Genomic DNA, 15,997 nt, shown 5'->3' on the forward strand with positions numbered 1-15,997 from the left:
GAAACAGGAGCCTGGAACTTTTATGACAAAAACCTTTTGTTATTAATCGTACGCCATGCAATTATCTTTGCAAAACTGTAATATAAAAAACTGTCATATAAAAAAGACTGCGGAATGTACCGCAGCCTTTCCTGAAAAACCGGAAATCGTATACGCAATCGAAAATCCTTACGCTTTCTGCTTTTCCGCCCGGTTGATAGCGCACAGGATTCCCAGCAGGGACGCCACAACGATACCGCTGTGAATGCCTACACCGAAAATGTGATTTCCGTCCGGTTTCTGAAGTTCAATATAGCAGATAGCCTTGGCATTGGAGCCGACGCTGATTGCATGTTCGTCGTAGTTAATAAACTTATAGCCGGTAATGCCCACTTTGGAAAGCGCATTAAAGAACGCATCGATAGGACCGTTCCCCCGGCCCATCACATCCTCCGGTTTGCCGTCCACAGCAATTACGCCGGTAAAAATCGTCGGGTTGTCGTTATCCTGTTCTTTGTGCTTCTCATAAATAAAATGGCGCTCGATGATTTCGTATTTTCCCTTCAGGTCGATAAACTCTTTCTGGAAGAGTTCCACGATCTGCAATTCGTTCAGTTCATCACCGTACGCATCCGCCGCAGCTTTGACGATGTCGCCGAATTCCGGCTGCATGGCCTTGGGCATGCGATAGCCCTTCGCCTTTTCCAGCACAAAGGCTGCGCCGCCTTTACCGGACTGGCTGTTGATCCGGATGATGGGTTCGTACTGCCGGTTGATATCCGCCGGATTGATGGGAAGATAGGGAACTTCCCAATACTCCGTGCCGGTTTGTTTCATGTAATCAAAGCCTTTTTTGATGGCATCCTGATGGGAACCGGAAAAGGCAGTGAACGCCAGCTGGCCCGCATAAGGCTGCCGGGGCGGGATTGACATCTTCGTACACTCTTCGCAGACTTTGCCCACCGCCTGGATGTCATGGAAATCCAGTCCGGGGTCTACGCCCTGGGTGTACATATTCAACGCCACCGTTACAATATCCAGGTTACCGGTCCGTTCCCCGTTGCCGAAGAGACAGCCTTCAATGCGTTCCGCACCGGCCAGGAGGCCCAGTTCCGCACAGGCTACGCCGGTACCCCGGTCATTATGGGGATGCAGGCTGATAATCGCGGCTTCCCGGTTGGGCAGATGCTTGATAAAATATTCAATCTGGTCTGCATAGGTGTTGGGCGTACACATTTCCACCGTGGCAGGCAGGTTAATGATAACCGGATTTTCTTTTGTCGCTCCCAGCGCTTCCATAACCTCATGACAGATACGGACGGCAAAATCCTGTTCCGTACCGGTGTAGCTTTCCGGTGAATATTCGTAGCGGATATTCATGCCGCTGCGGGCAATTTCTTCTTCCGTCAGTTTGCGGATCAGCTTTGCGCCTTCCACCGCAATCTCAACGATCCCGTCCATATCTTTCTGGAACACAATCTTGCGCTGCAGGGTGGACGTAGAATTATAAAAATGGATTATCACATTTTTAGCGCCCTTCACTGCCTCAAACGTCTTCCGGATCAATTCCGGACGAGCCTGCACCAACACCTGCAGCGTCACGTCATCCGGCACCAGGTCCTGTTCGATCAGGGTACGGATAATCTCATACTCTGTTTCGGAAGCAGAAGGGAAACCGATTTCAATTTCCTTAAAACCGATATCGATCAGCATTTGGAACATGCGCAGCTTTTCATCCAGCTGCATGGGCGTTACCAACGCCTGGTTGCCGTCCCGCAGGTCTACGCTGCACCATACGGGCGCTTTGTCAATTACATGATCGGGCCAGTCCCGGTGTTCCAGCGGAATCTGTGCAAACGGGATGTACTTCTTGGCAGGTGCTTTCATTTTCTAATCCTCTCTTCTCCTTAAACGGGAAAAAACTCCCATGTATGTAACAGAAATTATATCAATTTGTAAAAAATAAGTCAATTTCTGTTGCAGCCTATCCTGAAAAAACCAGTCTCCCGGTTATTTTTCATCAGGAGTTTGCTTTCCGTTTCCGGCTAAATGGGTCACAATTATTTTCTTCAGTCTGTGCTGGTCTACTTTCGTAACCTCAACTTTTAAATCCCGGTAGGTAAACGTATCTCCCTTTTGGGGTACTTCCCCCAGGGATTCCACGACCCAGCCGCTGATGGACTGGTTTTCCAGATTGTAAAGGTCAAAGTCCAGCTGGATGTATTCGAACAGGTCGCGCAGGCTGGCATTCCGGGAATTGCTGTCGCAGGAGACCAGGTACCTGTTGTCTCCCAGTTTATGGAACACGGACACGGCTTCATCGTGTTCGTCCCAGATTTCCCCAACCAGTTCTTCCAGTATGTCCTCAATCGTAATGATGCCGGCAACGCTTCCGTAACTGTCAATGACCGCAGCCATCTGCAGTTTATTGTGCTGGAGATTTTTCAGCAGCAGAGAAATTTTCGTGGAGCGATGGACATACGCTATATTTTTTAAAATCGTTTTAATGTTAAACTTCGGGTCTTTTAAATAGGAATTGTAAAAATCTTTGGCATGGAGCAATCCGATAATATTGTTTTCTTCCGCATCGTAAACGGGAATCCGGGTAAAATGGTTTGTGGTAAACAAACGATAGATTTCCGCATTGCTGTTGGTCACACTACAGGCTACCATATCAACCCGGGGCGTCAGGATTTCTTTCACCCGGATGTCGTTAAACTCGATAGCTGATTTGATCAGATCGCTTTCTTCCTCACTGATGGTTCCTTCGTTTTCCACTTCGTCAACCATAACTTTCAGTTCAGCTTCCGTAATCGTTGGCTTGGCTTCCCCTTTCCCAGAAATCTTATGGCTGAGAAAACCTTTCAGTTGTTTAAAAACAAAATTGAGGGGAGCAAACAGCCAGGTATTCCACCACAGGAGCTTATGTACGGACAGCAAAAACGGTTCGGAATATTCTTTCGCCAGGCTTTTGGGCGAAATTTCTCCCACAACAAGTACAACTACGGTTGTAATAGCAGTAGCGATGGAGACACTGCCCTCATCCCCGATCAGTTTAATACACAAAAGGGTAGCAATGGAGGCCGTACCTATATTGACAATATTATTGCCCACCAAAATGGTGGAAAGAACTTCGTCAAAATGATCCAGCAGTTTTAATATCCCTGCGGCATCCTTGTCCCCGTTCCGGGCCAGATGCTTCATGCGAATCTTGCTCACGGTACTGAGCGCCGTTTCCGACGCGGAATAAAAGGCGGAGCCGCACAGAAAAAAGATAAGGATCACAACATATTCATACAGTTCGTTTTCAACAATCATGAAACTAATTCCTTCCTCATTTGTGATTGCTTTTAACGTCACCAGAGTTCTTATTTAAGGAGATGCTGCCGGAACACTTTACGCAGCAAGTCAACTATAATGATGGACAAAGCGCAAATAATGACGACGCCCCACTCCTGTCCGTGCAACGGGGCCGTGCGAAGTACGCTTCCGCCAAACAGCGTCAGAAGATACTGGATGAGAACGATGCCACCCATGACCTGGATAAACCCTTTATTATCCAGAATATGGTCAAACAGGTCCAGTCCTTCTACCCTGACGTTAAACCCGTTGGCCACCGCCATGAAAATGTAGGCGCAGAAAAAGCCGGTGTAGGTGTAAATATGGTCTGGCGCGTCACGGAAGAGGGAATCCACCCACGCGCTTTTGTAAAACGCAACCGCTACCAGCGTCATCCATAAGCCGCCCAGTACAATTGTTGACATCATGCCTTTGGAAACGATGGGGCCGCCCCGTTCCTTGGGCCGTTCCTGCATATATTTTTCCAGCGCCGGCTCGCCGCCGAAAGCCAGGGCTGCCAACGTATCCATCACCAGGTTGATCCACAAAATCTGGATAATGGTCAGCGGTTTTTCCACACCGATAAAGGGCGCGATGAAGTTAATCAGCACCGCGGAAAAATTGATGGAAAGCTGGAACGTAATAAACTTACAGATAGAATTGTAAATGGTACGTCCGTACAAAATCGCCTGCTTGATGGACAGGAAATTGTCATCCAGGATCACTATATCGCCGGCTTCTTTGGCCACTTCCGTGCCGCTGCCCATGGCAAACCCCACATCCGCCCGTTTCAGGGCCGGGGAATCGTTGACCCCGTCGCCGGTCATGCCCGTTACCAGATTCATTTCCTGGGCAATACTGACAAGACGCAGTTTGTCCAGAGGCAGTGCCCGGGATACCACCCTGAGGAAAGGAAGATTGAGTTTTACCTCTTCATCGGACATAGCCGCCAGTTCCTGACTGGTCCACACCTGCTCTTCAGGCCGCTGCAACAGTCCGGCATCTCTGGCAATAGCCACAGCCGTTTCTTTCCGGTCTCCGGTGATCATGACAATCTGCACGCCGGCTTCGTGTACTTTTTGAATGGCTTCCACCGCTTCCGGACGCACTTCATCCCGAATCGCCAGAATTCCCGTCAGGGCCAGTCCTTTTTGCGGCAGTTCCGGTCCGTAAACGGATTTTGGGAAGGTACATAAGGCCAGCATGCGGATGGCCCGGCCTGCCAGTTCCACCATCTTCTCATCCAGAGCCTGTTTCATGGCCTCTGTAAAAGGAAGGCAGTGCCCTTTTTCGTCCCAGTAATAATCGCAGTACTGCAGCAGTTTTTCCGGCGCGCCTTTGGCCAGGGTATATTCACTGGTCCCCTGTACTCCCGCAAAGGAGTATTTGGTGGCGCTGTTAAAAGGAACAAACGTATTCCGTAACGGCATTTGCAGCTTACGGTAATCGCCAATATACCGGGTCAGGGCCCGTTCCGTAATATTTCCGCCTACAATGGCGCCTTCCGCAACAGCAGCCGACGTATTAAGGACCACATTTTCATAGGTCATTTCCCGAATCGGAACAGGGAGCCGGTCAAAGGACAGGTATTCTTTCAGATCTCCGGTGATAAAGTCCACAACCTCCAACTGTCCTTTGGTGATGGTACCGGTTTTATCCGTAAACAGCAGGTTCAAACTGCCTGCCGTTTCAATCCCGTTCAGTTTGCGGACCAGCACATGGTCGTTAAGCATCTTCCGCATATTCAGGGAAGAAACGATAGCGATCATCAGGGGCAGTCCTTCCGGCACCGCCATCACGATGATGATGACAGCCAGGATCAGCGCCTGCACCACATCGCTGAGGACCTGGGCCGTATTGGCAACATAAAGCGCCCAGCCGCCTGCCAGGAACATCTTGTGCAGCAACACCGCAATAAAAACCAGCAGGCCTCCTGCATAGCCGAAGTAACTGATCTTATCCGCCAGATGCTTCAGTTTCAGTTTCAGCGGGCTGTCCCGTTCCACTTCCTTTAATTCCTGTACCAGCTGCCCGTAGACGGACGCGTCGCCGACCTTCTCCGCCCGCATCAGGCCCTGTCCTTCCACTACGACAGAACCGCGATACAGGCAGTACGGATTCAGGAAATCCGTCTCTGTCCCCCAGGAAAAATCAGGAGAAGCCGGCTTTTTCTTCGCTTCCTCGCTTTCCCCGTTCAAAGCAGCCTGATCCAGTTTCAGGGACCCTTCCAGCAACAAACCGTCCACCGGGACCTTGTCCCCGCTTTCCAACTGCACCGCATCCCCGACTACAATATCGTCAATGCGCAGTTCCACCGGTTTTCCGTCGCGCCATACCTTGCAGGTGATGCGGCTGGCTTCCTCCTGCAGCTTCTGAAAGGCGTTCTCATTGCTGTATTCAGACAGTGTGGACACAAACGTCGCCAGTATAATCGCGACAAAAATACCCGCTGTCTCAATCCAGTCCGCGTAACCCATATACACAAAAACCACATTGACAAGCAAAGCCACAATGAGGATACGGATGATGGGGTCCCCGAAATTGTCCAGCAGTTTGTCAAAAAACGTCTGTTGCGGCGGTTTGCTTAAGGCATTGTTTCCGTATTTTTTTAATGACTGTGCAGCTTCTTCGCTGGTCAGACCAATTTTAGTCATGGAGTCTCCTAATAGTTAAGACAGATTGTTACTGTGAATAAAAATAAGCAGTAAGGAAAAGATATGAGCAAAACATCGGAAACGATTGCGTTATTCCATGAGATGAAATTCGCCGCCGTGGCGAGGCTGTCTGAGGGACAAAGTCCCGAGTTCCGAAGCCACAGGTGAATGAATCCATGGAATAGCAATCGTAGACGGTTTTGCGATATCTTATCCTCACCGCATCATTATTAATGTACCGGATGAATCGGCCGTTCGTCTTTCTCTTCTTCTTCTACATTAACGCCTACCGGGCCGCCCACTACCGCAGGCAGACGAAGCAGTTCACTTTCCAGATGAGGCTGGATTACGTTCAGCAGCATGACCATGATTGCTTCCGGATCAAACGTCTCATCATTGGCAATCAGGCTGCAATCCAGTTCCAGATTTCCGTCCGGGGTCACGATGTATTTGAACGCGCCGAACCGGTTGTTCAGCTGGTTCAGGTATTCCAGCACTTTAGCCTGGTTCTGTTCATTCACCACTTTATGACCCACCAGCACTTTAATCATACCGTAAATGGAATCATTCAGAATAACCTGCACAAACTGCTGCTGTCCTGCCGTCTGCAGTCCGCTGAAGTACACGACGGTACGGAACTGATCGTCGTACTCTTCCCTATGGAAGCCGCTGACTTCATGGTCCTTCATAAACTGGTCAAACCGTTCCGCTTTCACTCTGGGCGGATTCGTATTACCCATCTGATCTTTCACATTTTCCAATGCCATGTTAAACACCTCTCTACATATATTTGAATAAAATTTATTTTCCGGCTGCCAATCACTGTCATCCGGTTTTAAAGGAAGCGCCGATCAGGCAGCATTTCCTTACAAAGCATCATTATATACAATCTGCGATACTGTTTATTGTATCACAAAAGAGTCTTTTCCTGCCAGTACAGGGAATGGGTTTCTTTATCCAGATACAATACTTTCTGATGATATTTGTTCAGGGTACTGCGGTGGCCTACGCTGACCAGGGTAGTCTGTTGCGCTTCTTCCATCAGCAGCGTGTAGACCTTCGCTTCGGTTTCTTCATCCAAAGCGGAAGACGCTTCATCCAGGAACAGCCATACCGGTTTGTAAATCAGAGCACGGACAAAAGCCAGCCGTTGCTGTTCGCCTACGGAAAGTACGTGGCTCCAGTCCGCTTCCAGATACAACTTTTCATACAGGTATCCGATACAGCAGTCTTCCATCAGCTGTTTCAGTTCCTCATCGGTCCGGCTTTCCGTCCCGGGGTACAAGAGGGATTCCTTCAATGTGCCCAGCGGCAGATAGGGACGCTGGGGAATGAACATCAGCTTGCTCTCTTCCGGAATTTCCAGCGTGCCTTTCACATAGGGCCAGATTCCGGCCAGCGCACGCAGCAGTGTACTCTTTCCGCTGCCGGACACGCCTTTGATCAGCACATTGGTGCCGGGTTTCAGCGTGAAGGAAACGTTTTGCAAAACAGCGGATTCATCCGGCAGCGTGACATCCATATCCGTTGCCACAATAGCGTCAGAAGCACCGGGCTTGCGCTGTAAATCCTGCTGTGCATTCTCCTGCTTCACCTGCTGCATATGGAGGCCAAAACCGGTGAGACGTTCTACCACAGCCTGCCATTCCGCAATCGACGAATACATATCCACAAAATAGGAAAGGCTTTCCTGCACACGGCCAAAGGCGCTGGAAATCTGCATCAGACCGCCCAATGTGATTTCTTTGGCCAGATACCGGGGCATGGCCACTACCAGCGGGAAAATGATAGCGATCTGAGAGTACCAGCTGTTCAGCCAGGTCAGTTGTTTCTGCTTCTTGATAATGCTCCAGAAATTATTCAGCAACAGAGAAAAGCGTTTCTTAAAAACGCTGCCTTCATGGCCTTCCCCACTGTAAAAGGCTACGCTCTCCGCATTTTCACGCATACGCATCATAGCAAAACGGAAGTCTGCTTCGTATTTTTGCTGCACGAAGTTAAGGCCGACCAGTTTGTTGCCTACCTTATAGGTCAGCCAGGTGCCGATAATGGAATACAACAGGGCCGTCCATACCAGATAACCCGGGATATGAATATCCATTCCGGCCAGTTTGAACTGCAGCGGACCCGATAAATTATACAGGATTACCACAAAAGATGCAAATGTAGTAAACGCTTTCAGGATGCCGATGCCAAAACGCAGGGTGTATTCCACAAACATCCGGACGTCTTCACTGATACGCTGGTCCGGGTTATCGGTTGCCGTCCCGAACATCTGCAGGCGGTAATAGGTCTTATGGTTCAGCCACTCGTCAATGTATTCATTGGTCAGCCAGCGGCGCCAGTTGATGATCAGCACCTGTTGCAGGTAAAAGGCGTACACGGCCAGGATAATATAAATAAAAGCCAGCCAGCTGAAATGGAACAGTTCCGAAAAAATTTTTTCTTTTTCATAATTCTGCAGCGCGCTGTAAAAAATATTGTACCACTGGTTGAGCTGCACCAACATGAACACCACGCCCAAGGTCAGCGCAATGATGGCCAGCAGCAGCAGGTAGGCTTTTTTCTTTTCCTCGCTCTGCCAATATGATTTTGTCAGCGCCCAGACATTTTTTACAAAGCGGACGCTTTCATCCATTTTTTTCATTTGAAGACACCTTTATATAATTACAAGTACTGATAATTAAGGGTGCTGACACCCGTATGCACGTTTTCCCGTGGTCTTTTGTCTTAGCATCAGTTATGCCATTTCTTTCTGATAAATAATCTGTCTTAACCGTATGTATCATTTTTAAGGAGACAAATTACATTCCTATTTTATAAGAAAGAAAAACGTCTGGCAAGTGTTTCCACATGCCAGACAGTAATATTTACGGATTTTTCACAACCGTGATGTACATGAACCAACAAATAAACAATCATACATGATAAAACAACTGTCACGAATCGTCATTACAATAATAACAATGAGTTACAGGTCAGCCATTTCGTCTTTATGTTTGCCGCGGCTGAAGAACCGTTCCACCACCACGAACAGTACAGGGATCAGGAAGATGCCTACGAATGTATTGAAGGTCATTCCGCCTACTACTGCGTTACCCATGGATACACGGGAACCGGCACCGGGGCCGGTAGCGATAGCCAGGGGCAGACAGCCCAGAATAAATGCGAATGAGGTCATCAGAATGGGACGCAGACGGAGATGGGCCGCATTGATGGCTGCCGTCACCACGTCCTGCCCGCCTTCCAGATTCATCTTGGCATATTCCACAATCAGGATGGCGTTCTTGGCCGCCAGCCCGATCAGCATAATCATGGCAACCTGCATATAAATATCATTCTGCTGGCCTCGCAGGAACTGGGAACCCAGGCAGCCCATAACCGCCGGGGGAACCGACAGCAGTACCGCAATGGGAATGGTCCAGCTTTCGTACAGGGCACACAGCACCAGGAATACAAAGACCAGAGAAATCGCATACAGACCGTAAGCCTGGTCGCCGGCTTCCCGTTCGTCACGGCTCTGGTCGGTCCATTCATAGGTGTAGGTGGTCGGCAGTACTTCGTGGGCCACTTCTTCCAGCGCCGCCATGGCCTGACCGGTAGAATACCCGTCTGCCGGGGAACCGGCAATCTTAAAGGCGCTGGCGCCGTTAAACCGGGTAATGGAAGGAACTGTCATTTCCGGTTCCACAGTGACAAGAGAGTCCAACGGAACCATTTCGCCGTTGTTGCTGCGGACAAAGAAGAACCGCATATTCTTGACATCATCACGGTATTGGGGCTGGGCCTGCATAACTACTTTCCAGGTACGGCCGAAGTTATTGAAGTCATTCACTTCCATACCGCCCAAAAATGCCTGCAGCGTAGTGAACACGCTGGCTACTGGAACGTTCAGGGATTCCGCTTTTTCGCGGTTGACGTTGAATTTATAACCCGGGGTATCCGTATTAAACGTGGTATACGCGATTCCGATTTCCGGACGCTGGTTGGCTTTCATGACAAACTGTTGAGCGTACGTATTCATCTGCTCAATGGAGTCACCGGCCAGATTCATGATATACATACTCAGGGAACCGGTACTGGACAGACCCGGCAGCGCCGGCTCGTTAAAGGCCATGATATTCATTTCCGGCGTCTGGGCTGCCAAGGCGTAGGTGCGTTGGATCAGTTCGAACGTACTGGTAGAACGTTTGTCGTACTCTTCCATCATCACAGGGATGATACCGGCGCTGGCTTTCGGTGCATTGCTCAGAATATCAAAACCGTTAATGGGCATTACATACCGGACGCCCGGCAGTTCACCCAGCTTTCGGGCGAAATCTTCCATCTGCTTCATGCCCCGGTTGGAAGACGCACCTTCCGGCAGATTGTAGGAAATGATATACATGCCCTGATCTTCATCCGGCACATAACCGGACGGAGTAATTTTAAACAAAAGGCCGGTCAAAATACAAATAACCAACAGACCGCACATCATCAGCTTGGAATAGCGGATGCACTTGCCCACCTGAGTCGTGTATTTCGCCAGGGTATTGGCATACCACACATTAAACCGGTAAATCACTTTGCCGATAAATCCTTTATTGGCTTCTTCACTTGCCGCGCTGGAATGGGGCTTCAGCAGCTTGGCGCAGAGAGCCGGGGTCAGCGATAGCGCAACCACAGCGGACAGCATCATGGATACGGAAATGGTCAGGGCAAACTGTTTGTACAGCTGGCCGGTAGAACCGCTCATGAAAGAAATCGGCACAAACACGGCTGCCAGCACGCAGGCAATGGCCACAACCGGGCCGGACACTTCTTTCATGGCCCGGTAGGTCGCCTCTTTCGGAGACAGGCCGGTTTCCTGAATGTGATGTTCCACGGCTTCCACTACAACGATAGCGTCATCCACTACCAGACCGATAGCCAAGATCATGGCAAACATGGACAGGGTGTTAATGGAAAAGCCTAATAATACGAAAGCGCCGAAAGTACCGATCAGAGAAACGGGCACTGCCAGCATGGGAACCAGGGTAGCCCGGAAATTTCCCAAAAAGATGTACACTACAATTAAAACGAGGACTAATGCTTCAAAGAACGTGTGGGCAACTTTTTCCAGAGATTCCCGTACAAACTGCGTCTTGTCCTGGGCAACGATCAGTTTCATATCCGGAGGGAACCGGGTTTCGGCATCCTCCAGTACTTTTCGGATTTCGGCAACGGTTTCAATCGCGTTGGCATCCGAAGTCAGGGAAATGGGATACACGACCGATTCACCGCCTACGCCCTTATCCAGGAACAGGGAAGCAGGTGTATCCATACGTTCGCCTTCGTAAATATCGGCGATGTCTTTTAATTTTAAAATCTGTCCATTCTGTGCCCGGACAATAATGTTACTAAACTCTTCCGGGGTTTTCAGACGGCCCTCGGCACTGGCAGAATATTTGAATTCCAAATCGTTGGTGGTGGGTTTGGAACCGATGGAACCAACGGGAGCCTGGATGTTCTGTGTCTGAATCGCTGCGGCAACATCGGATGCAGTCAGCCCCAGCTGAGCCATAAGGTCCGGCTTCAGTTCCACACGCATGGAGTATTCCGGGCCGTATTCACCAACGGAGGACACGCCTTTAACACGCTTAATCGGGTCTACTACGTTAGAAGCCCCGTAGGTTTTCAGGAACATGCCGTCGTAGGTTTTATTCGGGGACGTCAGTACAAAATACATGATCGTCTGGGAAGACATCTTGGCCGTGGTAATACCGTACTGGGTAACCTCGGTAGGCATGGAAGCCTTGGCCTGGTCTACACGGTTCTGCACTTCTACAGAGGCAATGTCTCCGTTCTTTTCCAGATTGAAGTTAACATCTAATACATAACGGCCGGTATTAGTAGAAGTAGAACGCATGTCTCGCATGTTTTCCACGCCGTTTACCTTCTGCTCAATAGCCTGGGCTATCGATTCTTCTACAGTGGAAGCGTTAGCGCCCACATAGTTGGTCTCCACTTCAATCTGGGGTTTTGTAATATTGGGATACTGTGCAATAGGAAGACTGAACCCTGCAATTACGCCGGCAAAGACGATGACCAGGGAAAGGGCTATTGCAAATATCGGTCGGTCGATAAAGAACTTAGCCACTTAGGTTACCTCCTATTGTTTGCTTTCGTTGCTCAGGTCGGCTTCCGTCATGGCGGCGGGTTTTACTTCAGACCCTTTATTCACTTTCTGGACACCTTCAACTACCAGCGTCTCATCGCCGTTCAGGCCTTTTTCCACCAGCCACAGCTTGCCGACACGGGCACCTAAGGTAACTTCCTTCATATCTACTTTGTTATCGCTGCCTACAACGAACACGAATTTTTTGTAAAGCATTTCACGAACAGCGCGCTGGGGAATCAGCATAGCGTTCTTAATGGTTCCCGCATTGGCCTGCAGGCGGGCAAACATGCCCGGCATCAGCCGATTGTTATCATTGCTGAACCGCGCCTTTAATGTCAGGGCGCCTGTACCGCTGCCGATTTCCCGGTCTACCTGATCCACTACGCCGGCGCCGGTATAAACGCTGCCGTCAGACAGTATCAGTTTTAAATCTTCCAGCGCTTTCGCGCCAGAATCGGAATGAGCCTTGGAAAGCTGCAGGTATTCGTTTTCCGACATACTGAACTTGATGCGTACCGGGTTCGTATTGCTCATGGTGGCCAGCACGGTCTGCCCGGCCGCTACGAAGTTGCCGACAGACAAATCGCTGGTACTGATCCTGCCGGAGAAAGGAGCCTTTACTTCCGTATCGCCCATGTTAATCCGGGCATTTTCCAGAATTGCTTCGTTAGCCGTTACCTGAGCCTGGGCGGAATCCCGCTGGGCAATGGAAAGATCATATTGCTGTTTGGAAACTGCATTCTGTTCATATAACTTTTTGTAACGTTCCGCGTCGGCCACCAGGCGGTTGTACTCCGTCCGTGCCGCAGCCAGGCCTGCCTGGGCATTCAGCAGGTTGGCCTGATAAGTCCGCTGGTCAATCGTGAACAATACCTGACCGGCTTCTACCCAGTCGCCGCCGTTAAAACTCTTACTGGTAATCTTGCCGGAAACATTTGCCGTCAGCTTCGCTTCCTGCTGAGCTTCCACAAAACCGGTAAACTCATGCACATTCGGTGTATCCCTCTTGATTACCTGCATGGTCTTGACCGCCACTGCAGCCGGCGCTTTCTGCTGCGCCTGTTTATTACCGCACCCGGCAAAAAGCAGCAGTCCGGAAACCGCCAGGGCAACAGCTAAACCTTTACCCCATTTACCACGAACATCACGTAACATAAAATAGCTCCTCCTGAAATTGGCACTTGTGTATCATTCAAATATTGTTATTAAAATTAAATTGCAAGAATTCAGCTTGAAACACTTTCGCATTTTTCAGCATGTGTAATATTATAATGTAAAACAAGGCAAAATGCAAATTCGATTAAACTAATTTACATGGATATTTCTCTGATTTTCTTTTGTTTTGTCCCGTTTTCTTTTTATTCTGACTGATTAGTCAGAATTTTTATTTGTCTACTATTGATTTATCTTTGACAAAGGGAAGCAGGTCTTTTTTCTCAATAACGGCCAAATGGATGGCCGCCTCATCCTGGAAGTTTTCTTCAAGCAAACGATCCTGCAGCACAAAATGCCTGCCGGTAAAATGCCAGAATACCGGCTTTACTGTAAGGAAACAGTTTTTTGGCTTTCCAAGCAGGTTTAGGACTTTTAAAAAATCCGGATTTTTGGTGTTAAACATTTCATCCAGTTTAACCAGTTCGCCGTTCCGCATATTAAAATTGTGCAATTCCCGGATTACTTCGCCGTTTTTATTCCTGTAGCCCAGTTCCAGGCTTAACAGGTTCTCACCGGCATATTTCACCTGAAAAGCTCTTTCGTCTTCTTCCGGTGCTTTGGCATACCAGGCGTTCAGCTTATCATTGATTTTATTCTGCAGCTCCGGTTTCTCCTCCACAGCGACAACGGGACGACTGATCACCCGGTCTCCGATAAACGCCCGACGCGGATACAGCTTCCAGTTTCCTGCCCCGTCAGGCCGGTTCGCATCATCGGCATCGGGTTTGAGCAGTTCATCCAGGGTATCCGTCAGCGTAATTTCCTCCGGAATCCACTTTTCTTCTTTCAGCACCCACCTGACCGCAAGGCGCCCCAACAGATCCTGCCCGTTGGCAGCGAGTACATTCTGCTCCGTAAACAGACGACCGCCCAACATGGTTAAAGAAGCAACCTCTGTTACCAGCGGACGCAGGTACGGTTTCGCAATGCTGCCGTCCTTTCTGTAAAGTTGCAGCACGTTTTTCGCACTTCCTGAAAATGATAGTGTTTTTTTGTTTCCGTCTGCTTCTGGCCAGACGCTTTCTACCGTAAACTGATAATCCGGTTTATATTCCGCTTTTGCAGCTATGCCCATACTGTCTGCACCGGAAAACACGGCACGCACTTTCTTATAATCGGAAAAATCCAGAATGCGGCAGCCCACAGCCGCATTCTTACCGCCCTTGGCAGCCATCAGGAGAATCTGATCGTGAGGTTTGTCCGAAATTTTTGCTTTCTTCTTGTCCGTTCCTTCGCCTGTTTCTTCTTTTAACGATTCCAGAAGTTTTGCAAAGCGCTTCTCCGTGTCCTTTTCGTCAGTTTCCTCTTTCTTTTCGGAAAGAGCATCTGTTTGGTTTGTTTCCACATCTTTCATAGCTGCCGCAGCGTTTTGCTGTTTTTCTTTAATCTCTTTCTGCTTTGCTTTTGAATGATTCTGTTCCGCTTTGGCATTCACCGGCACTTTTTCCAGCAGGCAATAATATCCGCCATCCAGGTCGGCCTTCCAGGCGGTCAGCATTTTACCTTCCGCATTTTTCACCATAACCCACAAATTGGAATAATAATTGCTGCCAGGTATTCTTTTATCCCCGGTCAGTTCAACAACTTTTTTCTGACCGCTGCCATCTACATCCGCTTCCACTTTGGCCAGCAACGCTGCCTCTGCCGAAGAAAAGGGCGCTGTCAGCAACAGCCAAGCACTAATTCCGGTCACCACACGTTTTAACATCGTTATCCTCCATCCTGCTGTCCCTTCCGACAGCATGAACATCTTATCTGTATCGTTACGGCGGTCTTTGCTGTTACCCGCCGATAAAATTTCTGTTTTATACTACATTTTATTTTTCCTGTTTGCCTTTATAATCCGGCGGAACTGCAGTCAGCCACTGACGCCTCTTTTCTTTGTCGCGAAACAGATGGGCGTCGAACCACATATAATAGAAACGTGAAGCGGAAATAATGTTATATCCATCCTGCGCATGGTCTGTGGTATCATAGGGATCCGCCAAAATCAGCACATCATTCATCCCTTCCCGATCGCCCAGTGTATCATGGCCGATGATCACACGCCAGTGACCGCCCCAGTCAACATTTTCCACCATGAGGGGAATGCCCTGTTTAAGATTGCTGTCCACAAAATCCAAAAACTTTTCATAGGTTTCCGGAGAACCGTCTTTTAAGGCGTTTTTAACTTTCCATCCTTTTTGTTCAAAATACCGGCTCATACCACGGGTATTCGTGCCAGGATCTTTCATACCGGCCGAATGGGTTCCCATGATTTTTGCCATTTCCATTTCCGAATCGGGCGCGTTGCCAAGAAAATGCTGTACCACCGTCAGCGCCGCAGCCGGGCCGCAGGTGTAGTCCGTATGCTGCTGATATGTTTTATATTTTTCCAGCAAAATCAGCGTACCGCCCGACTTCATGTTATAAACGTCTATTTTTTTAAAATAGGGGGAATCTTTAATATCAGCCTGACTTTGAATGGCAGCCGAACCGCCAGTGTCTTTTCTCAACAGCAGGACAGCTTTAGTGCTTACATCCTCCAGCAAGCCGGATTGTTCCGACTTGCCGGTCGATGTTTTATTAGTGTAAAAATTCAGTAGGGCAACTGCAATAACTGCCGCTGCCAGCAGAATTGCTTTTTTATTCACAGCCATGCCATCATCCTTTGTACATCTCATGATAGAAA

At 49.0% G+C, this 15,997-nt stretch carries 9 protein-coding genes; all 9 read right to left on the reverse strand.

Translation table 11 applies throughout. The features are described 5' to 3' along the window. Positions 1-168: 168 nt before the first annotated feature. The 9 genes from leuA to QZV31_RS07285 all read right to left on the reverse strand — a co-directional run bounded on the left by leuA (position 169) and on the right by QZV31_RS07285 (position 15,965). Positions 169-1,866 (reverse strand): 2-isopropylmalate synthase, encoded by a 1,698-nt coding sequence (gene leuA, locus QZV31_RS07245; protein WP_295359398.1) that lies wholly within the window; start codon positions 1,864-1,866, stop codon positions 169-171. Between the two features lie 123 nt (positions 1,867-1,989). Then, the gene (locus QZV31_RS07250; protein WP_295359399.1) at positions 1,990-3,297 is read right to left on the reverse strand and encodes a hemolysin family protein; all 1,308 of its coding nucleotides are present in this window, start codon (positions 3,295-3,297) and stop codon (positions 1,990-1,992) included. Positions 3,298-3,347: 50 nt separating this feature from the next. Continuing rightward, positions 3,348-5,972, reverse strand: coding sequence for a calcium-translocating P-type ATPase, PMCA-type (locus QZV31_RS07255; protein ID WP_295359400.1), 2,625 nt, complete (start codon positions 5,970-5,972; stop codon positions 3,348-3,350). Between the two features lie 230 nt (positions 5,973-6,202). Further along, positions 6,203-6,739, reverse strand: coding sequence for a hypothetical protein (locus QZV31_RS07260; RefSeq protein ID WP_295359401.1), 537 nt, complete (start codon positions 6,737-6,739; stop codon positions 6,203-6,205). Between the two features lie 143 nt (positions 6,740-6,882). After that, positions 6,883-8,619: an ABC transporter ATP-binding protein/permease gene (locus QZV31_RS07265; protein WP_295359402.1), complete on the reverse strand. Its 1,737-nt coding sequence runs from the start codon at positions 8,617-8,619 to the stop codon at positions 6,883-6,885. Between the two features lie 324 nt (positions 8,620-8,943). Beyond that, the gene (locus QZV31_RS07270; protein ID WP_295359403.1) at positions 8,944-12,090 is read right to left on the reverse strand and encodes an efflux RND transporter permease subunit; all 3,147 of its coding nucleotides are present in this window, start codon (positions 12,088-12,090) and stop codon (positions 8,944-8,946) included. A 12-nt stretch (positions 12,091-12,102) separates the two neighbouring features. Further along, on the reverse strand, positions 12,103-13,266 hold the full coding sequence (locus QZV31_RS07275; protein ID WP_295359404.1) for an efflux RND transporter periplasmic adaptor subunit: 1,164 nt from the start codon (positions 13,264-13,266) through the stop codon (positions 12,103-12,105). Positions 13,267-13,495: 229 nt separating this feature from the next. Next, positions 13,496-15,034: a hypothetical protein gene (locus QZV31_RS07280; protein WP_295359405.1), complete on the reverse strand. Its 1,539-nt coding sequence runs from the start codon at positions 15,032-15,034 to the stop codon at positions 13,496-13,498. 109 nt (positions 15,035-15,143) lie between these two features. Further along, entirely contained in the window at positions 15,144-15,965 is an 822-nt protein-coding gene (locus QZV31_RS07285) for a C39 family peptidase (protein ID WP_295359406.1), read from the reverse strand. Positions 15,966-15,997: the final 32 nt, after the last annotated feature.

It is taken from the genome of uncultured Succiniclasticum sp. (genome assembly GCF_902793885.1).
Classification (GTDB): Bacteria; Bacillota; Negativicutes; order Acidaminococcales; family Acidaminococcaceae; genus Succiniclasticum.

Excerpts from the sequence above, each read along its gene's own strand:
- QZV31_RS07260 (WP_295359401.1), bottom strand. The coding sequence starts at position 6,739 with ATGGCATTGGAAAATGTGAAAGATCAGATGGGTAATACGAATCCGCCC.
- QZV31_RS07275 (WP_295359404.1), bottom strand. The coding sequence starts at position 13,266 with ATGTTACGTGATGTTCGTGGTAAATGGGGTAAAGGTTTAGCTGTTGCC.
- QZV31_RS07250 (WP_295359399.1), bottom strand. The coding sequence starts at position 3,297 with ATGATTGTTGAAAACGAACTGTATGAATATGTTGTGATCCTTATCTTT.
- QZV31_RS07280 (WP_295359405.1), bottom strand. The coding sequence starts at position 15,034 with ATGTTAAAACGTGTGGTGACCGGAATTAGTGCTTGGCTGTTGCTGACA.
- leuA (WP_295359398.1), bottom strand. The coding sequence starts at position 1,866 with ATGAAAGCACCTGCCAAGAAGTACATCCCGTTTGCACAGATTCCGCTG.
- QZV31_RS07285 (WP_295359406.1), bottom strand. The coding sequence starts at position 15,965 with ATGGCTGTGAATAAAAAAGCAATTCTGCTGGCAGCGGCAGTTATTGCA.
- QZV31_RS07265 (WP_295359402.1), bottom strand. The coding sequence starts at position 8,619 with ATGAAAAAAATGGATGAAAGCGTCCGCTTTGTAAAAAATGTCTGGGCG.
- QZV31_RS07255 (WP_295359400.1), bottom strand. The coding sequence starts at position 5,972 with ATGACTAAAATTGGTCTGACCAGCGAAGAAGCTGCACAGTCATTAAAA.